Annotated in this window: 15 protein-coding genes and 1 other annotated feature; of the genes, 4 read left to right on the top strand and 11 right to left on the bottom strand. The window is 45.9% G+C overall.

Annotated elements, in window-relative coordinates; genetic code table 11:
- Nucleotides 1-54: 54 nt before the first annotated feature.
- The 6 genes from sigE to ABFV83_RS05045 all read right to left on the bottom strand — a co-directional run bounded on the left by sigE (nt 55) and on the right by ABFV83_RS05045 (nt 10673).
- Nucleotides 55-795 (bottom strand): RNA polymerase sporulation sigma factor SigE, encoded by a 741-nt coding sequence (sigE, locus tag ABFV83_RS05070; RefSeq protein WP_349947851.1) that lies wholly within the window; start codon nt 793-795, stop codon nt 55-57.
- A gap of 28 nt (nt 796-823) precedes the next feature.
- Nucleotides 824-1717, bottom strand: a complete 894-nt coding sequence (locus ABFV83_RS05065) for a sigma-E processing peptidase SpoIIGA (protein ID WP_349947850.1) — start codon at nt 1715-1717, stop codon at nt 824-826.
- A gap of 241 nt (nt 1718-1958) precedes the next feature.
- Nucleotides 1959-4598: a valine--tRNA ligase gene (locus ABFV83_RS05060; RefSeq protein WP_349948865.1), complete on the bottom strand. Its 2640-nt coding sequence runs from the start codon at nt 4596-4598 to the stop codon at nt 1959-1961.
- Nucleotides 4599-4747: 149 nt separating this feature from the next.
- Nucleotides 4748-4971, bottom strand: a binding site (T-box leader).
- Nucleotides 4972-5048: 77 nt separating this feature from the next.
- On the bottom strand, nt 5049-5864 hold the full coding sequence (locus tag ABFV83_RS05055; RefSeq protein WP_349947849.1) for a hypothetical protein: 816 nt from the start codon (nt 5862-5864) through the stop codon (nt 5049-5051).
- Nucleotides 5861-7084: a DUF5716 family protein gene (locus tag ABFV83_RS05050; protein WP_349947848.1), complete on the bottom strand. Its 1224-nt coding sequence runs from the start codon at nt 7082-7084 to the stop codon at nt 5861-5863. The genes ABFV83_RS05055 and ABFV83_RS05050 overlap by 4 nt, the downstream gene beginning before the upstream one ends.
- Nucleotides 7085-7100: 16 nt before the next feature.
- Nucleotides 7101-10673 (bottom strand): DUF5717 family protein, encoded by a 3573-nt coding sequence (locus tag ABFV83_RS05045; protein WP_349947847.1) that lies wholly within the window; start codon nt 10671-10673, stop codon nt 7101-7103.
- Between the two features lie 170 nt (nt 10674-10843).
- Between ABFV83_RS05045 and ABFV83_RS05040 the strand changes: the two genes are divergently transcribed.
- The 4 genes from ABFV83_RS05040 (at nt 10844) to ABFV83_RS05025 (ending at nt 14069) form a co-directional block, all read left to right on the top strand.
- Nucleotides 10844-11998, top strand: coding sequence for an NADP-dependent malic enzyme (locus ABFV83_RS05040; protein WP_349947846.1), 1155 nt, complete (start codon nt 10844-10846; stop codon nt 11996-11998).
- 184 nt (nt 11999-12182) lie between these two features.
- A complete protein-coding gene (locus ABFV83_RS05035) occupies nt 12183-12707 on the top strand; it encodes a DUF4364 family protein (protein WP_349947845.1) in 525 nt (174 codons plus the stop codon).
- 35 nt (nt 12708-12742) lie between these two features.
- On the top strand, nt 12743-13057 hold the full coding sequence (locus ABFV83_RS05030) for a hypothetical protein (protein WP_349947844.1): 315 nt from the start codon (nt 12743-12745) through the stop codon (nt 13055-13057).
- Nucleotides 13058-13106: 49 nt separating this feature from the next.
- On the top strand, nt 13107-14069 hold the full coding sequence (locus ABFV83_RS05025) for a GNAT family N-acetyltransferase (protein ID WP_349947843.1): 963 nt from the start codon (nt 13107-13109) through the stop codon (nt 14067-14069).
- 83 nt (nt 14070-14152) lie between these two features.
- On the opposite strand, the gene ABFV83_RS05020 is transcribed toward ABFV83_RS05025, so the two are convergent.
- The 5 genes from ABFV83_RS05020 to lon all read right to left on the bottom strand — a co-directional run bounded on the left by ABFV83_RS05020 (nt 14153) and on the right by lon (nt 19816).
- Complete coding sequence (locus ABFV83_RS05020) at nt 14153-14896, bottom strand: amino acid ABC transporter ATP-binding protein (RefSeq protein WP_349947842.1); 744 nt, start codon at nt 14894-14896, stop codon at nt 14153-14155.
- Nucleotides 14897-15691: an amino acid ABC transporter permease gene (locus ABFV83_RS05015; protein ID WP_349948864.1), complete on the bottom strand. Its 795-nt coding sequence runs from the start codon at nt 15689-15691 to the stop codon at nt 14897-14899.
- Nucleotides 15692-15869: 178 nt separating this feature from the next.
- On the bottom strand, nt 15870-16751 hold the full coding sequence (locus ABFV83_RS05010; protein WP_349947841.1) for a transporter substrate-binding domain-containing protein: 882 nt from the start codon (nt 16749-16751) through the stop codon (nt 15870-15872).
- Between the two features lie 67 nt (nt 16752-16818).
- Entirely contained in the window at nt 16819-17418 is a 600-nt protein-coding gene (gene yihA, locus ABFV83_RS05005) for a ribosome biogenesis GTP-binding protein YihA/YsxC (protein ID WP_349947840.1), read from the bottom strand.
- Nucleotides 17419-17497: 79 nt separating this feature from the next.
- The gene (gene lon / locus ABFV83_RS05000) at nt 17498-19816 is read right to left on the bottom strand and encodes an endopeptidase La (protein ID WP_349947839.1); all 2319 of its coding nucleotides are present in this window, start codon (nt 19814-19816) and stop codon (nt 17498-17500) included.
- Nucleotides 19817-19879 lie beyond the last annotated feature (63 nt).

Raw genomic sequence — 19879 nt, 5'->3', positions numbered from 1 at the left:
TTTTACAAAAAAAGGAAAGACTCTCCAGAGCCTTCCCTTTTTCAGCCACAAACATTACTCAAACCGTACAATTTCTTTTTTCAACCTCTTCATAATCTTTTTTTCCAGCCTGGATATATAGGACTGGGAAATGCCCAATAAATCCGCCACTTCCTTCTGGGTCATTTCCTCTCCTTCCTCATCCGTTAATCCAAACCGCAGTTCCACGATCTTTCTCTCCCTTGGGCTTAAACGGCTGATAGCGGTATTAAGCAGATTCCGTTCCACCTCGGTTTCCAAATCCTTATAAATGACATCTTCCTCTGTTCCTAGAATATCTGATAAAAGGAGTTCGTTGCCATCCCAGTCCACGTTTAAAGGCTCATCAATAGAAACCTCCATCTTAGTCTTGTTGTTCCGGCGCAGGTACATGAGTATTTCATTTTCAATGCAGCGGGAAGCATAGGTGGCCAGCTTGATGTTTTTATTGGGATTAAAGGTATTGATGGCCTTAATGAGTCCGATGGTACCTATGGAAATTAAATCCTCCACCCCAACACTGGTGTTATCAAACTTCTTCGCTATGTATACTACAAGACGGAGATTATGTTCAATCAATTCTGATTTTGCTCTCTGATCTTCATCACTGCCAAGGAGTGCAATAATCTGCGCCTCTTTTTCATTGTCCAAGGGCGGAGGAAGGATGTCTGCTCCTCCTATGTAATGGACCTCCCCCTGTGACGGCATCATCAACGCTTTAAATGTTGGAATTGCCTTAAATTGAAAACGGTTTGGTACGGATACTTTTATAATCATGCGATACTCTCTCCTTTACATCATTCACTCACTCTTCATGCAAAAGCATCTGATATTCTCCACTTCTGGATAATGCTTTTTTGCATACGGCCACCAAAGGCCTCTCAATCACCTTTACTTCATCCCCTTGACGTACCTCCATCTCGTCTAAAAAGATTCCGGGCAGCACGCCGTCACTTTTCCCTACACTTCCATAGGGAATGTAGACGACTTCCGACACGCTTTCGCAAAGCTCCCGGACAGCCTCATAGGTCACAACATGGACGGCCCGGCGGCTTACCGGTTCATACAGCCTGTTTCCTGTATCAAGCAGGGCCGTTACTACCTTTTTCTTTCCTCTGTAATGCATGGTAACTTCATAAAAATTGTTCTTTCCCTTTAGCATGGCGGAAATCTGTCGCAGAAGGCAGCGGATTCCAAAGTAAGTACCCGCTCCTAAAAAAATCAACCGGTAAAAGGGCATGGCTTCCTGACCATTTCCTCTAAGAATCTGTTCTATATAATAGCCGGCCTTCGTATGTTGATATAGGGCATCCATAATGCCTGCCGTTGTAACTGCAGCCAGATAAAGTGCTCCTATTGCTTTCCCTATTTCCTTTGGTCTTTTTACGTCGAAAGCCGTCATTACCATCAGGGTACTCACCAACAGATAGGTAATTACCATCTCAAGCCACAGGGGTAAAAATGGAAAGGCGGCAGCAAACACAGCCCAGGCTGCCCCTAAAATAGCCCCAAGAATCATTCTCCACCATATGAGACGATACTTCATCCCCCGTCTTACAATGGATAATACCAGAAAATCCATGGCAAAATTAGTTAAGAACAACACATCAATATACAGGTTTATTTCCGTCGCCGCTTTCACCTCCCGCCCTGTACGAACATTATAGCCAGTAAGCCATTCGGAATTTGTCAAAACCATGGGGATAATTCCATTTTTTTATCGCCTTTTTCCATCCTGACACGGCATTTGCCGACAGATTCTTACAGACCGCATGTTCCCCTTTTGTCCCTTCCTCCTCTCTTCCTGACAAATGGACAAATATAGAAAAGGAGGCGTTCCCTGTGCTGTGCAACAAAAAACAGCCGGACACAGCATATTCTGCCATGTTCGACTGTTTTTCACATTCTATTTAAGATTGTCGATTTTTCATGATGGGGATTTAAGAGAGCTGGGAAAGCCTTTCCTTTACCTGATCCATCATCTGAGCATATTTCTCAAGCTTTGCCTTTTCCTCTTCGATCTTGGCCGCCGGAGCCTTGCTTACGAACTTTTCGTTGCTAAGCATACCCTCAACACGGGCCAGCTCCTTGCTTAAGCGCTCTTCTTCCTTCTTTAACCGTTCTATTTCTTTTTCAATATCCACCAGTTCAGCAAAAGGCATGTAGATGACAGCCTGATGAATAACCGCTGATACTGCATCTTCTGCTATTCCATTCTTATCCTTCTGCAAATATACTTCACCGGCATAACCCAGAGTAGCAAAAAATACCTTGCTGCGTTCAAAGATATCAAGAATCTCCTGATTCTCAGAAACAACATAAACCTTTGCTTTCCTGCTTGGCGGAACGTTCATGGAAGTCCGTACGTTCCGGATTCCTCTTACAGCCTCCTTGATGGTCTCCACCGCATGCTCCTCAGTTTCAAAGTTCCAGTCATTCCGGTACTCCGGCCAGTTGGAAATCATAATGGACTCTTCTTCATCCTGAAGGTTGCAGAAGATTTCCTCGGTGAGGAACGGCATATAAGGATGAAGAAGCTTTAAGGAGTTAATAAGCACGGTTTTAAGGGTCCAGATGGCCGCTGCCTTTGTCTTGTCCTGATCGTCCCAAAGCCTTGGCTTTACCATCTCAATATACCAGTCGCAGAATTCCTCCCAGATAAAGTCATAAACCTTTTGAAGTGCAATTCCCAGTTCATACTTATCCAGGTTTTCAGTTACATCCTTTGCAAGAGAGTTAACCTTGGACAAGATCCATTTATCCGCAAGAGTAAGTTCTGAAAGCTCTGCCTTTGCCTCCGGCGCTTTCTCTATATTCATCATAATGAAACGGGAAGCATTCCATACTTTATTGGCAAAATTTCTGCTGGCTTCCACACGCTCCCAGTAGAAACGCATGTCATTACCAGGGGCATTGCCGGTGATCAGGGTCATGCGCAGGGCATCGGCACCGTACTTTTCGATGACCTCCAGAGGATCGATTCCGTTTCCTAAGGATTTACTCATCTTACGGCCTTCGGAATCCCTTACCAGGCCATGCATCAGCACCGTGTGGAAGGGAAGCTTTCCGGTATGCTCGATACCGGAAAATACCATGCGGATTACCCAGAAGAAAATAATGTCATAGCCTGTAACCAGCACATCGGTTGGATAGAAGTATTTTAAGTCCTCTGTTTCCTCCAGCCAGCCTAAGGTGGAGAAAGGCCAGAGAGCAGAGGAAAACCAGGTGTCAAGGGTATCCTCATCCTGAATCAGATGGGTTCCACCGCATTTGGGACATACTGTGGGAACTTCTTTTGACACGATAATCTCCCCACACTGGTCACAATAATAGGCCGGTATGCGGTGTCCCCACCAAAGCTGTCTGGAAATACACCAGTCACGGATATTTTCAAGCCAGTGAAGGTAGGTCTTATCAAATCTTTCCGGAACAAATTTCAGTTCTCCCGTTTTCAGCGCCTCAATTGCTGGCTTTGCCATCTCTTCCATCTTGACAAACCACTGCTGCTTTACCATAGGCTCTACTGTGGCCTTACAGCGGTCATGGGTTCCTACCGCATGGGTATGGGGAGCCACCTTTACCAAAAGGCCCAGCTCCTCAAGGTCCTTTACAATAGCTTTTCTGGCTTCATAACGTTCCATGCCATGGTATTTGCTGCCGGGAAGGTTGATGGTGGCATCGTCATTCATGACGTTGATTTCAGGAAGGCTGTGTCTCTTTCCCACCTCAAAGTCATTGGGATCGTGGGCCGGGGTGATCTTCACACAGCCGGTTCCAAATTCCTTATCTACATAGGAATCTGCTACCACCGGTATTTCCCGTCCTGTAAGGGGAAGCTCCAACATCTTGCCGACAAGGTCCTGATAGCGCTCATCTTCCGGGTTTACTGCCACAGCAGTATCTCCAAGAAGGGTTTCAGGCCTGGTGGTTGCAATCTCCACAAACCTGCTTTTTTCTCCTGCGATGGGATAATTGATGTGCCAGAAGAAGCCGTTCTGGTCCTCATGCTCCACTTCCGCATCAGAAATGGAAGTCTGGCATACCGGACACCAGTTTACAATACGGGAGCCTTTATAAATATAACCTTTTTCATAGAGCCTGATAAAAACTTCCTGTACGGCTGCCGAACAGCCTTCATCCATGGTAAAACGCTCTCTGTCCCAGTCAGCAGAGGATCCCATCTTATGAAGCTGGTTGATGATCCGGCCGCCATAATCCTTTCTCCAGTCCCAGCATTTCTCCAGAAAGCCTTCCCTGCCAAGGTCCTCCTTGTCAATTCCCTGTTTCTTTAAGCTCTCAATAACTTTGACTTCTGTCGCAATGGCCGCATGATCCGTACCCGGCTGCCACAAGGCCTCGTAACCCTGCATCCTCTTATAGCGGATAAGAATATCCTGCATGGTGTTGTCTAAGGCATGCCCCATATGAAGCTGTCCCGTAATATTGGGAGGCGGCATTACAATGGTAAAGGGCTTTTTATCCTTATTTGGTTCTGCATGAAAATACTTCTTATCCAGCCATTTCTCATAAAGCTTGCCTTCAATCCCTGCCGGATTATAGGTCTTCTCTAATTCTTTCATCATGTTCTCCTTCCTTCTCACCACCGTGCGTTCCGGGTTTCAAATTTTACCCATGGGCGGAGTTGCGCATCCATATGGAACGCCTTCGTATATCAGGGCATTTCAAAGAAACTTCCAGGTATACAAAAAGCCCTCTGCATCACCAGGATGCAAAGGGCGAATCAACGCGGTACCACCTTTATTCATATGGCAGATTTTGCCATATCTCATATAGCCTGTAACGCAGCCACGCGTGAAAGCCTACTGAACTTTAAATTTCAGCCTTCCGGTTCTGAAGCTACCTTCCGCATACACTTCCTTAACCGTCTTTCAGCCGGTGAACGGTTTTCTCTTTCAGGGTTATAAGCGTACTCCTCTTCTTCTCTACCTTTTCCTTATTCCTGCCCATGCTTTTTGGCATACAGGGTGTTTCTTTATACCATGTAATGATAGTGGCTTTTTACAGATTTGTCAAGACATAATATTCCGGTATTCCTGTTTCCATCTCTGGATAAGCTCGCCGGCTCCCTGTAAACGTTTGATCGGGTCCTTTTGAAACAGCTGCTCAAGCTCTTTTAAGCTGTCTGCCTCAGCCGCCAGCGCTTCTGCCTTTTCCTTTTCTGTTTCGCATTCCTGCCTCATTTCATCTGTAATAAGAGCCTGAAACCGTTCATTTAACATCAGGCCCGGATTCCACTGGGCCAGATGGCATATTCTTTTTAAAATCTCAACATTTTTCACCAGATCAAAGGATTTTTGGTAGGCCTGGCAGGCTTTATCAGTCATAAACAGCCTGGCATAGGCCGCTCCCAGATTATTATAGATTTTAGCCCGAAAGGCGTCATCCCCCCGGTTCCCTTTTGGAAGATCCAGGATCTGACCGTATTCTGCGATAGCCTTTCCATATTGTTTTCTGGAGAACAGGTAATCCGCCTTTGTCTTTAAAAACTCCTGGGCAGGCATCCGGCGGTATGCAGTCAGACTCTGCCGGAACCGGCCGACCTCAGAAGCAGTATAGTAATCACATTCGTGAAGGATCGTGACAAGAAGCTCATCCGGTTCCTCTCCGCTTTCCTGCCATTTTTCCAGCTTGGCAGCCAGAAAAGCCATATCCAGATCCTCTCTGATAAACTGAATCAGACTATTATCCACAAATTGATCCATGACCAAAAGGGGATTATTATAAATCACATAGCAAAGCTCCTGGGAGGAAAACAGGCGGATTCCCAGGCCTTCAAAATAAAAGGGGTGTTTGACCGGCTCCTGCCGGCAAAGAATCAGACTCATAGCATAACCTCTTGCCTTATGACGGCATCCGTGGCCGGAAATATTTCACCAAAGCCCTTGTCCTTTAGTACTACTGCCATGGTTTTTTCATCCAGAAACCCAAAACTGATCCCTATCCTCAGGTTTTTGTCCTTCCGGTCCGGAAATCCTTCCAGCGGGATCTTTACCAGCCGTTTCTGCTTTGGGTCCATGGGCGTTACCATGAATTCCACGTAATCCTGATGATCCACAATTAAATCCACGCTGCTCTTTGCTTCATACCAGCTGTCCCCAGCAGCAGCTACAACCAGCTGGGTTTCCCGTTCCTTATGAAGCACCTTCATGGAAATGGTGGAATGAAGCCGCCCCTCGCAGATGCAGGTAAAGGGATAGGAGGTCTTATCCTGAAGGTAATCCATTCCCTTAAAAGCCGCGCCCCTGGCAAACAGCTCCGGCTCCATATATACCTTCCTCCGGGAACAGAGTATCTTCATGGAATCTCCCGCCCAGTCGTGGCGCTCAAAGCCCTTTCCCGTCAGAAATACAGATGAAAATAATTTCTTCTGGAGAAGCCTGTCCACGCAGGAGCTTAAGATCTTATCCGCCAGCTTTCCTCCGGAAGGCGTTTCTAAAATATCCAGATTAAAGCTTTCCTCCAAAGCCTCATCCTCCGCAATCACCACCATCTTCCGAAGGCCTCTCTGTACCTTGAGTTCATGATAGTGAAAAGAGTCTTCCGATAAGTCAAATACACCTACCTGATTGCTCCAAACCTCTTTTTTCTGGCTGAGGACATAGTATACAAAGCTTTCCGTATGGCTTATGATGTGCACCCGTTCCCTGGGAATCTCCAGGTAATCCGCGCAATACATAAGGGCATCCATCAGCTTTGCGTCCACCTTCTGCAAGGTTATCACCAGCTGTTTCACCTCATCGCAGAAAAACTCTTCCATGGGAAGCTTTAATATTTTCTTTAAAAACATTTTCAGAAGGTCAAGACCTTCATATTTGATTCCGCCCAGGGTCGCGGTTCCTTCTTTCCTAACCATTTTTATCAGCTTGTCTACAATGATGCCCTCGCCTACAAGAGTATAGGCATAAGCCTCTTCTCCTACAAACCAGGCATCTTCATCCTTTTTCCTGCAGATCACTGTAGGAAAACACCATGATTTTTCCCTGTCATGGCAGCATATGCGGGTATAGGCATCGCAAAGGTCAAGCCCTATTATCAGTCCGTCCATTGACAGCCCCCTTATCTTACATCAGTGGAAATAATTCTTCCGCAGCAGCATTCTTCTTTAAATACTCCTGCATCCGATTTTTGAGCCCGTTTTCATCCTTTAAGCTTAAGGACAGGCTCATTTCATTTAAGCAGGCAAACCTGCTGTCTAAAGCCTCCCGGGAGACTCCTGTATCGCAGCTGACGCTGCCTTCCTTTTTTAAGACCCATGCTTCTTCTATCAGCTCTCTCACCTGATATTCCATGATCTCGCCTTCAAACAATATCTTCTGCTTGACGAAAATCCCCTGGTACATCCGGGGAATATCCTCACTGTGGAATTCCTCTTCATCAGGAAGAATTCTGACCTGCAACTCCACCTTGGAATCCCGGTCACCACAGTACTGGACCATGGCTTTATCCATAATATCCTCCGGCATGGGAACATATTTTGACAGGGCTTTAAAATACGGGAACACAAGACCTTCTTCCAAAAGGAAGGAAACCGTATTCCGGCACAGCTCCTGCTGCTCTTCATCAAGAGCAGGAAGTTCAGAATAATACTTTGTTATGGCCAGCAAATAAATGGTGGGGAGACGGCCTTTTACAGAAGCTGCCTTGACCGTTCCTTCTAGATATGCAAAAACCTTTTCCTCCGGCTCCTTGTCCTCCATAAAGTACTCTGTACATTTTATGGTAAAATAAGCCTTTACGATCATATCACCGGTTTCCTTGCGGTTCCGGTAAAGGCCGAATACCTTGTCAAGCTTTGAACTGCATCCGGAAAACATCATCTGAGCCGTCAGGCGTTCTTCCAGATCGTATGTTTCCACATGCTCGGAAACGCCCTTCATAAGCACCTGATACATCTGCTCCGTTAAGCCGTTAAAATGCTCGCATAAGTAATCAAGGATCACGCCGTCACTTTTTCCTTCTTTGAAAACATCATAAGCCAGATGTAAAAGCAAAGGATCCTCGTCAAAGAGGTTCTTAAGTATCATTTTCGTACACAGCTCGTAAAGCCGCTCCGTCCCGGTTCCTTCGCTGCCGAATTCCCGGATCATTAAGAAGGCCTCTTCCATGTGGTTGTTATGGATGAGCGTATCGCAGACGCTTATCCGCTCTTTTTTGGAAAGAACTTTTTTATCCAGCTTAAGCAGATACCCGGCTCCTTCCTCTCCCTCCTGGCCGTCAGAAGCCTGTCTGCTGTAAAATTCAATGACCTTGGAAAGAAGGAGTTTCTGATAAAGAGGCCGCAGCTTCTTATCATCCAATGTGCCTTCCAGGATCTTTACTTCTTCCAAATCCGAAGCTCCGTCAGCCAGAATCCTTTCACATGCCCGAAGCCGGAGCATGGAATGCTCCGGATACACTTCAAAACAGCGTTCTTCCAGTTCCGGACGGTCCATGACCGGCTCCTTTTTATAGGGAATGGTGGCATACCGGTTGCCAAAGGCATCCTGGAAAAGCAATATGCTGTGTTCCGAAAACAAGGGCACATAGGCAACACCATTATCAAGAAGGAATGCATCCTCCTCTGTCATTTCCTCATAGCAGACAATGACATACTTCATGTTTTTATTGCTGCATTCCACCCGGTAGGACCGGAGAATAGAGGGCAGCACCTTTGCCATGGGAAGGTCGATCACATCCTTTAGTATCATCCGTTCATAAATCCCGGCCAGCTGCTTGTCGATCCGTGATTCAAACAGCTGCTCCGTAGCAAACTTCTCGATGGTCCGCTCATAGGCCTGATACAGCGGGTCGGTCGGCTCTAAATAAACCAGGACATTCTTATAAAGGACTGCTCTGCTGTGAAGATCCAGCTCATTTCCTCCATAGGAAAAATAAAGGAGCACTTCCTTTGGAAGAAGATAACAGTAATTTCCCGGCAGAGCATACAAATAATATTCATACAGACGGGTCAGGCTGATTCCGGCCTTTACCCCTTTTTCGTACCAGGCAAAAGCCTCTGCCATGCGGCATTCCCCTTTGATCAGCAGGGCGCAGATCGCCTCAAGGACCTCTTTTATGGGATGCTCCTCATAAAGCTTAACCAGCATCCGGTATTGAAGCCTGTTAAAATGCTTTTCCGCCAGGGTAAGCCTGGATATAGCCACAGCCAGCTTTTGATCCACAATCCCTTTTCCGGCGCAGTGGGAAAGGATCTGAAGCTCCATAGGACCTATGGCCCTTATGATCTCCGGTGAACGGTTTAGCACCCTGCAGCCCCAGACATAGAAAAACGGGCTTCTGACGCCCATATGAAACTGCTTTTTCATCATGGACAGCAAGGCCGGCAGGTTCTCAAACAGCTTGTCATCCAATTCTATAAGCAACAAAAAAAGCCAGAAGAGCCGTCTGTCTTCTTCCAGATATTTTTTCATGAGGCGGATCAGGGATTCCTTCTGGTACTCATCCGGCTGTACCTTTAAACGCAGGTACTGGTAATAACAGTAAATCTCCCTTTTTTCCTGACGTTCCTTAAGGATTTCATCCCTGCACTCGTCAAGGAGCAGCGCCGCCTTGGAAGGATTTCCCTGGCCAAGGAATATCTCAGTGCGTAGCAGCTTAAGGAGACTGCTTTCACCCTTCATCAGTTCTACCTCATCAAGGGCCTTTCCCATCTCATCATATAAACTATTTATGTCCTTCTGCCCGTATTCTTCTTCCAGGCGAAGCCGCAAAAACCGGCTAAAAGCTTCTTTTGCAAAAGCATTTTCTGCGGATACCCCTCCTCCAGGGTTGTTGACCGCCATAACAGGGATAACAAAGCGTTCTTCGATTCCGGTTATGAGAATTCTTCCGGAATTCTCTCCCTGATGCATGCGTTCGGGATGGACCAGAAAGGCTGCCCTGCATTCCTCTCCTTCAAAATCCTGTTCCCCGATGTTTTTCTTTGGCAGCTCTATAAAATCACAATCCGTTGTAACTTCCAGGTTCACATAGCCCCAGCCGCTTCGCTTTATGACCACCCAGTCTGTTACAACTTCCTCCAGTTCTCCAAATCTCCGCTCCCCGGTTTCCGCCCATAGCTGGACCGGCTTTTTTACCTTTAAAGCGGTCAGAAACTCTTCCAGTTCCTTTCTTCTGTCAGGCCTTCCTTTTAATCCGTCGTAGACCGCCCTTACATGGAGGTCCTGCATAAAGGGAGCCGTGGCAAAATCCCGGTACTCAAACAAACGAAGAGCCGTGTCCATATCTTTTTTTGCAGTATCTGCAAAATCTTCTGCTGTCTTTAAATCACTCAGCGCTTTCCCTGATGTACTTAGTTCCACGCAAAAAGAATAAGGGACTTCTCTCTCGCCGCCATTGGTAACCAGATAAAAAGAGCCCTTAATCACATCTCCATCTTCCAGGTAACTACTGTTTATCTCATAGACCAGATGGTTATATGTTCCGCCAAACGCTCCGCTTATGAGCCTGACACGGAAGTTGGAGGAATATGCAAGTCCTTTTATATGTAAATTATTCTCACTGGTAACGACAAGTTCCCGCCTGGTGGCTCCGCCTGAACGGACCACATCATCAATTTCCCACGGCGTAACCTTAATCTTTGGAATCTCTGAATCAATGATGCCCTTTGCCAGCCTGTTGATCCGTTCTCTCATAGTACCACCTGTATCTTTAATTTCCTTATCTTATTAGCTTGTTTGAATTCAATTTTATCTTCACCTGCGCTGCAAGTCCAGATAAGTTGTATTCTAACATATTTTCTATTGATTTAAAACCCTAAAATTGGTATGATAAAATAAAAACTGTGAAAAAGGGATGAACGATCATGACAAACAATGAAAAAGCTTTATCGCTGCACGAAGAATGGAAGGGAAAACTGGAAATAACTTCCAAAGCAAAGGTAAAAAGCAGGGAAGATCTGGCTCTTGCCTACACGCCAGGCGTAGCGGAACCCTGCAAGGTTATTGCCGAAAATCCAGAGGCTGCCTACAAGTATACCATCAAATCAAACACCATTGCTGTTGTTTCTGACGGAAGCGCAGTTCTTGGACTTGGCAACATCGGTCCCCTGGCCGCCATGCCGGTCATGGAAGGAAAAGCAGTGCTGTTTAAGGAGTTCGGGGGAGTCAATGCCATCCCGATCTGTCTGGATACCCAGGATACTGAGGAGATCATAAAGACCGTGGTAAATATTGCGCCTGCTTTCGGCGGGATCAATCTGGAGGACATCTCCGCTCCCCGTTGTTTTGAAATCGAAGAACGGCTGAAAGAGCTTCTTGATATCCCTGTATTCCATGACGACCAGCACGGTACAGCCATAGTAGTTCTTGCAGGCATTATAAACGCCTTAAAGGTGACCGGAAAGGTAAAAGAGGAATGCAGGGTCGTTGTAAACGGTGCAGGCTCTGCCGGAATCGCCATTACAAAGCTTCTTCTGACCTATGGCTTTACCCATGTCACCATGTGTGACCGGGTGGGAATCCTGGCAAAGGGCATGGAAGGCTTGAACTGGATGCAGGAAAAGATGATGGATGTGACGAATCTGGAAGGAATACGTGGTTCTTTGGCTGATGCCATGAAGGGCAGCGATATTTTCGTAGGAGTATCCGCCCCTGGAATCGTTACAAAGGAGATGGTCGCTTCCATGAATTCTGATGCCATCCTGTTTGCCATGGCAAACCCGGTTCCTGAGATCATGCCTGATCTTGCAAAATCTGCCGGGGCAAAAGTGGTTGGAACCGGAAGATCGGATTTTCCAAACCAGGTCAATAATGTGGTTGTGTTCCCCGGCATCTTTAAAGGTGCATTGGAAGGAAGGGCTGCCGCTATTACGGAAGAAATGAAGCTTGCTGCCGCATCTGCCATTGCTGACCTGGTACCGCCTTCAGAACTGAACGAAAACAATATCCTGCCTGAAGCCTTTGACCCCCGTGTTGCGTCTGTCGTGAGCCAGGCAGTCAAAAACCTTATCCGGCAGTAATAAACATGGAGGATCCAGTGAAAAACTGCTTTCACTATCCTTGAATTTACGGCGCAGCAAGCGCATCACTTGAGGTATCCCCTTACAGGGATACCTTAATGCCCAGAAAGCGTGGGCAGGAAAGAGGTAACACCCTACGGGTATACCTTTATGCCCAAAAAGCGTGGGCAGGAAAGAGGTAACTATGCTGTCAGAACCTATGACCCTGTACAAACTTATGATTTTATACATGCTTAAACAGGTTAATTTCCCCCTGACAAGCGCACAACTGTCAAACTTTTTTCTGGAGCACGAATATACCACATATTTTACGCTCAATCAGGCATTGAATGAACTGCTGGAGGCCAGACTACTTAATGTGGAAACTAACCATAACAGCAGCCGGTACGAAATTACCAAGGAAGGGGAAGAAACCCTTTCCTTTTTCGGTAGCAAAATTTCACCGGCAATCATCAATGATATGGATGAATATTTAAAGGAGAACAAGTTCCGGCTACGCAATGAGGTAGGCGTAACTGCTGATTTCTATAAGTCCACCAGCCATGACTACATTGTCCACTGCCAGGTCCGGGAAGGAAAAAGCTGCCTGATAAACTTAGAACTGTCTGTACCGGACAAGGATCAGGCGGAAATCATGTGTGATCACTGGAAGTCAAGGAGTCAGGAAATTTATGCATTTGCCATGAAGGCACTGATGAGCGGCTCTTAATATTTCATCCAGCAGAAACATAAGGGGGATTCATCTTGAATAAAATTCAGACAAAGAAAACATTGTTTCCAAAAATAAATGACCAATATCAGCTCCATATAAAACAATTTAAGAAAAAAAAGTTCCGTTTTAAGGTAAGGCTGTTTTTAACCATCATTCTTCCATTTATTATTTTTGCAATATCCATCAAAGTGGCAAAAACCTTTATCCGGATCAAAGTACGAAATCTTTTTGCCAAACCGGTTCATGACAGTGTATCCGAGAAGCCGGAAGTGCCGGTTCCCATTCAGGGAGTGCCGGTTGAAGAGGAAATGATTCATCCGCAGCGGGTTTCCGATGCGCCCAAATAAATTTATACCAGTGTCCATTACCCATAACGAAAAGAGGAGTAATGAAAAGATGATTGTAGTTGATTTTACCAGGGAACATATTAACAAGGCAAACGACCTGGCACTTGCCAGCTACAAAGAAGAACGTTGTCAGGTACCGGCTCTGCCAAATGTCAATGCATTCCCTGACTTGACCCATTTTGCTGATAACGGTCTGGGTGTTGCAGCATTTGAAAATGGTGAAATGGTTGGATTTCTGTGCAGCATTATGCCATTTGACAATGCGTTTCAATCTACTGACGTGAGAGGTGTGTTTTCTCCCATGTGGGCCAATGCGGCAACGCTTAAGAACAGAGCAGATATTTATGCTGCCATGTATCAGGCTGCTGCCCGCAAGTGGGTGGGTGCAGGTGCAGTCAGTCATGGTATTTGCCTATATGCCCATGACGAAATTGCCCAACAGCAATTTTTCAAATACGGCTTTGGCCTGCGCTGCATCGATTCAATCCGCCCTATGGAACCATTTCATTGCAGGACTTGTGAAGAATATAAGTTTTCAGAACTTGCATCAAGTGAGTATTCCTTAGCATATTCACTTGATTTATTGTTAAACAAACATTATAATAACAGCCCTTTTTTTATGAACCGAAAACAAGAAACATGTGAAACATTTTGTGAAACCTGTGTAAGGGATCATGAACGATGTTTTGTTTCTCAATACCAAGGCAAAATATGCGCTTATTTAAAAATATCGGAATCTGGTGAAACCTTTATCACTGAAAATCCAAATTACCGCCACATCACCGGTGCCTTCTGTCTTGAGGAACATCGAGGCAAAGGAGTATATCAGAGTCTTCTGAATTATGTAATAAAAACTTTGAAAGCAGAGGGTTACACCCACCTCGGCGTAGACTTTGAGAGCATCAATCCAGCTGCATATGGTTTTTGGTCAAAATATTTTACAGCTTATACCCATGGCGTTGTGCGCCGTATTGATGAAAGGATTTTGTCAAAGGGTTCTCACTTTAATTGATAGGAAAAAGGCCGTATGAAATGGTATTTTATACGGAATTGCAAAAAGCTGATCCAGTGTCATAATCCTGAATCAGCTTTTTCTTATCCCTGCATAAACCGGTTTAAAAATTCTTTTGTTGAATTTTTCTTTGGATTGCCAAATATATCGGCCGGAGCGCCTTCCTCTTCAATAACACCGTCTGCCATATAGACCACTCGGTTAGATACGTCCCTGGCAAATGCCATTTCATGAGTCACGATGATCATGGTAAGGCCTTCCTTTGCCAGAGTCCTCATAACCGCAAGCACTTCTCCTACCATCTGAGGATCCAGTGCGGAGGTCGGCTCATCAAACAAGAGGATCTCCGGTTCCATTGCCAGAGCTCTTGCAATGGCCACCCTCTGCTTCTGTCCGCCGGAAAGCTGCTTTGGCTTTGCATTGATGTATGGAGCCATGCCTACTTTCTCCAGATACATCATCGCTTTCTTTCTGGCTTCTTCCTTATCTTTTTTCAGCACCTTGACCTGGCCTACCAGACAATTTTCCAAAACAGTCATATTATTAAACAGATTAAAGCTCTGGAACACCATGCCTACTTTGGTACGGTAGGAAGGAACGTTCATTTTCCGGTCCGTAATGTCTACATCGTGGTACAGGATCTCGCCTGTGGTAGGAGTCTCCAGTAAGTTGATGCAGCGCAGCAGCGTTGACTTTCCGGAACCTGAGGCTCCGATGATACAGGTCACATCCCCGGCATTAACAGAAAAATCAATGTCCCGCAACACCACATTGGTCCCAAAGGTCTTGCTTAAATGATGAATCTCTAAAACTTTTCCGCCTGTCATTTATTTATCCTCCTTCTCTTTGGGATCTGGGAATTTTACCAGGCCGCTGGTGTAAGCCAGAGTATCCGTGGTCGCCAGATCGTAGCTGTCAGGACCATCCATCCTCTTCTCCCAGTAACGGAGAATTCTGGAACAGGTAAAGGTCAGGATAAAATAAATGACCATGGTAACGCCAAATGCTTCAAAATAGGTATAATACGCACCTGCAACGCCCTTTGTGGCATAGAACAGCTCCACTACGCCGATAACAGAAAGCACGCAGGTATCTTTGATGTTGATGATCAGGTTATTGCCGATCTGAGGCATGATATTGCGCAGCGCCTGAGACATGATAACGTTGACCATGGTCTGAAAGTGGGTCATGCCAATGGCCTTTGCGCCCTCGGTCTGTCCCGGATCAATGGAAAGGATTCCGCCTCTCACGGTCTCAGCCATATAGGCTCCTGTATTAATGGATACAATAAAATAGGCAGCAAAAACAATGGACATGTTAATGCCAAAGAGCACGGAAGAGCCGTAGAATATAAACATGGCCTGAACCATCATAGGAGTTCCGCGGAATACCTCTACATAAATATTTAAAATTACTTTTACTAGTTTTAATAAAAACCCTTTTATGGGATTGTCACTTTTTAATACCGGAATTGTCTGGATAATTCCTACGGCAAAACCAATGATGCAGCCGATGAATGTACCGACAATGGCAATTGCCATCGTCTTTCCTGCCCCGCTTAAAAAGGAAGGGCCATAATGCTGCAGTATAAATACAATTCTTCCAAAAAAATCTGATGGCAAAGACATATACTACCTTCTCCTTCTCGTACTTCGTGGAAACAGAACAAGCGGCACGAAATAAGAACACTCTTGTTCCGTGCCTGCGCAAGCCCTGATTCTATTCTTTATTCCCGTAAAGGCAAAGAGCCAAGGTCAAGCCTGCTTGACTGTGGCTGCTGCCTGTAGGTATTTACCCGAATTACTTTGATAATGGCTGAACGGATATTGCTTCTTCCATCATCTGGTCAAAATCATCCTTGCTCATTTTGGCAAGTACTCCGTTCATGGCATCCTTTAATTCCGTATTTCCTTTTTTCAATGAGATGCCGATGTTGATATCTTCATCAGAAACCTTAAACCCGCCCTCTGTTCCGGTGAAATCAAGGAGTTTGAAGTCAGGATAAGCAACCAGCGCTGCCTGACCGGTAGGCTTGTCTGTTACCACCAGGTCGCATCTGCCGGAGCTTAAAGATACCAGCATGGCCGGTGCGGATTCCTGGGCAGGCTGAATATCTGCATCAGGAACCTGAGGCAGGCAGTTATCATACCAGATGGTATTTAACTGGGAAGTACAGGTTGCCCCGGAAAAATCGGCAACGCTCTTTGCATTCTCATACTTGCCTCCGGTTTTCACCAGAGTAACAATGGTTGCATAGTAGTAAGGATCTGTAAAATCAACGGACTGCATACGTTCTGCTGTAACAGACTGACCGGCAATGACACAATCAACCTTTCCGGACTGAACTGCAGGAACAAGAGAATCCCAGTCCAGCTTAACAATTTCCAGTCCATAGCCCAGCTCATCCGCAATCTTCTTAGCCATCATAACGTCATAGCCATAAGCGTAATCAGAGCTTCCTGAAATAGGAACGGCTCCGTTAGCATCTGTGGGCTGAGTCCAGTTGTATGGTGCGTAGCTGCACTCCATGGCAACCTTTAACACCTTTTTATCTCCTGCTTCCTTGCCGGCTGCCGCAGACGTGCCTGTGGCGGCATTTCCGCCTCCGCAGGCAGTCAGAAAGGACGCTGCCAGGGTTGCTGCCATAAGAGTTGATACGATTTTTCTTATTGTCTTTTTCATAACTGTTTTCTCCTCTTCCTGCTAAAATGAACTCTATGTAATAAATAGGTTCATTATAAAAAGATTTTTACTCATTGTCAAGACTATTTACGGATTCTGAAATTATCTCCCATATCTCTTCCCTGCCCTGCTTGGTTTCAGCAGAAAAGGGAATGACAATAACATCACTTCCGATTCCAAGCCCTGTGCGAAGGGTCTTTAAGGATTTCTGTACCTGGCTCCTCTTGATCTTGTCCAGCTTGGTGGCAATGATGATAGGCTGATAGCCGTTGTATACGACCCAGTCGTACATGGTCTTATCATTCTCAGAAGGCTCGTGGCGGATATCAATCAGCAAAAACACGCACCGGAGCATGGGGGACTTATGAAGATAGTTTTCTATCATTTTCCCCCATTTTGCCTTTACTTCCACGGATACCTTGGCATAGCCGTAGCCCGGAAGATCCACATAGTATAAAGCATCGTTGATGTTATAGAAATTAATGGTCTGGGTCTTTCCCGGCTGGGACGAGGTTCTTGCAAAGGATTTGCGGTTCATCAGGGCGTTTATGAGAGAAGATTTTCCCACATTGGACTTGCCCACAAAGGCAAACTCCGGCTTTGTATTCTCCGGAAGCTTGCTGGTTATTCCGCACACAGTCTCCAGTTCTACTGTTTTAATGATCATATGATTCCTCTTTCCTGCCCATGCTTTTTGGGCATAAAAGCCGCTTTTAGGGCATAGTGACATACCTGTAAAGGCATTTCTATTTCTGGATGAAGGCTTCTTTTAAAACCTCAGACATGTTCTTCACATATATGATTTCAAGGTCTCCGATGATCTCCTCTGACAGTTCTGCAATATCCGGGCGGTTCCTGTCCGGAACCAGGACCTTCTCTATGTGGGCCATACGGGCAGCCAGGATCTTTTCCTTAAGGCCTCCGATAGGCAGAACACGGCCGCGAAGTGTAATCTCTCCGGTCATGGCCACCCTGGCATTTACTTTCTTATTGGTAACTGCGGACAGCATGGCCGTTGCCATGGTGATTCCTGCCGACGGGCCATCTTTTGGTACGGCTCCTTCCGGAATGTGAAGGTGGATATCATGTTTTTCAAAATAATCATCCTTCACCTTAAATTCCGGGCAAACCGACCTGACATAGCTTAAAGCCGTCTGGGCGGATTCTTTCATGACATCGCCCATCTGTCCGGTCATCTGAAGGGTTCCCTTTCCCGGCATGACATTGACTTCGATCTGAAGAGTATTTCCTCCGACGCTGGTCCACGCAAGGCCTCTTACGATTCCCACCTGGTCTTCCTCGTTTACATCTTCAAATTGTACTTTTTCTTTGCCTAAATATTTCTCCAGATTATTTTCCGAAATCTCTATCGTACTTTTTTCATCTTCCAGAAATTCTCTTGCTGCTTTTCTGAAAACAGCTCCGATCCGTCTTTCTAAATTCCTGACTCCGGCCTCTCTGGTATAGTGGTGAATGATCTTTTCAAGAGCCTTGTCCGATATGGACACCTGCTTTTCAGTAAGTCCATTCTTTTCCCGCTGCTTTCTTACTAAGTAATTCTTTGCAATATGGAATTTTTCATTCTCCGTATAGCTATTTACTTCAATTACTTCCATACGGTCCAGAAGCGGCCCCGGTATGGTGGTCGTGGTATTAGCCGTTGCAAGAAACAGCACATTGGATAAATCAATGGGAATCTCTACATAATGGTCCCTGAATTTCACATTCTGTTCGCTGTCAAGCACTTCCAGAAGGGCGGAAGAAGTATCACCCTTATAATCACTGCTGACCTTGTCGATTTCATCAAGAAGCATTAATGGATTACTGACTCCGGCCTGCCTAAAGGCCTCCACAATCCTGCCTGGCATGGCGCCCACATAGGTTTTCCGGTGTCCGCGTATCTCCGCTTCATCCCGGATTCCTCCCAGGCTGATTCTTACATACTCCTTATTTAAGGCCTTTGCCACGGATCTGGCTATGGAAGTTTTTCCCGTTCCAGGAGGTCCTACCAGGCAGATGATTGGGCTGGATCCTTTCTTTGTAAGCACGCGGACTGCCAGATACTCCAGAATCCGCTCCTTTACCTTTTCAAGGCCGTAATGATCCTCATTTAAGATCTCCTCTGCATGAGTAATGCTGTTATTATCCTTAGAAAGCTTCTTCCACGGAAGTTCCATGACTGTCTCAAGATACATGCGGACCACATTGGCTTCCTGACTTCCGCCAGGCATGGCCTTAAAGCGGTCAATTTCCTTCTGGATCTTATCCTTAGTCTCCTTATCTGCCTTTAAAGCCTTAAGCTTTTTCAAATAATCGTCTGCATCGGACAGAGGGTTGTCTTCTCCCAGTTCCTCCCGGATCACCTTAAGCTGTTCCCTTAAGATATAATCCTTCTGGTTCTTGTCGATCCGTTCCTTTACGTGGGACTGTAATTCCCGCTTTACCTTTGTGACCTCGATCTCCGTTATCAGCCGCTTCATGACCAGCGCATACCGGTCCTCCAAAAGAATGCTTTCAAGCACCTGCTGGCGTACCCGGTAATCCCAGGAAAGCTGTACGGCAATCTGGTCCAAAAGCTCGCCAAGGTCTGTAAGCACCATAAGATTAGGAAGTACTTCCTTTGCAATCCTGGGGTTCTCCTTGCCGTATTCCTCCAGCTTTTCCTGAATGATCTGGATCATAGCCTGTTTGGTGATATATTCAATGGAATCATCTGCTTCCAGGGTCTTTATAACCTCTCCCACCAGCATGGGTTCCTCACTGTCAAGAGTTAAGAGCTCCACCCGTTCCACGCCTTCTACCATAACGCGGATCACATTACCAGGCAGCTTTACAAGCTGCTTGATGAGAGCCACTGTGCCGACCTGATACAAATCTTCGATTCCAGGGTCAGCTTCCTCAGAATTCTTCTGGGTAACCAGACATACTTTCTGTTCTCCTACCATCGCCTTCTCCACAGCCGCAATGGATTTTGTCCGGCTGATGTCAAAATGCAGCATCATTTTGGGAAGAACAGTCATGCCTCGCAGGGCGATAACTGGCATTGTGATTGTCTTATCCACCATTGTGTTCTCTCCTTTGCATTCAAAAAGGTGTTCCAGCAGATTTTTCTCGCTGTAACACCTTCC

It is taken from the genome of Lacrimispora sp. BS-2, assembly GCF_040207125.1.
In the GTDB taxonomy this organism is placed as follows: domain Bacteria; phylum Bacillota; class Clostridia; order Lachnospirales; family Lachnospiraceae; genus Lacrimispora.
Note: the sequence above shows the minus strand (reverse complement) of the source record. Positions and strands in the feature narration are given on the sequence as shown.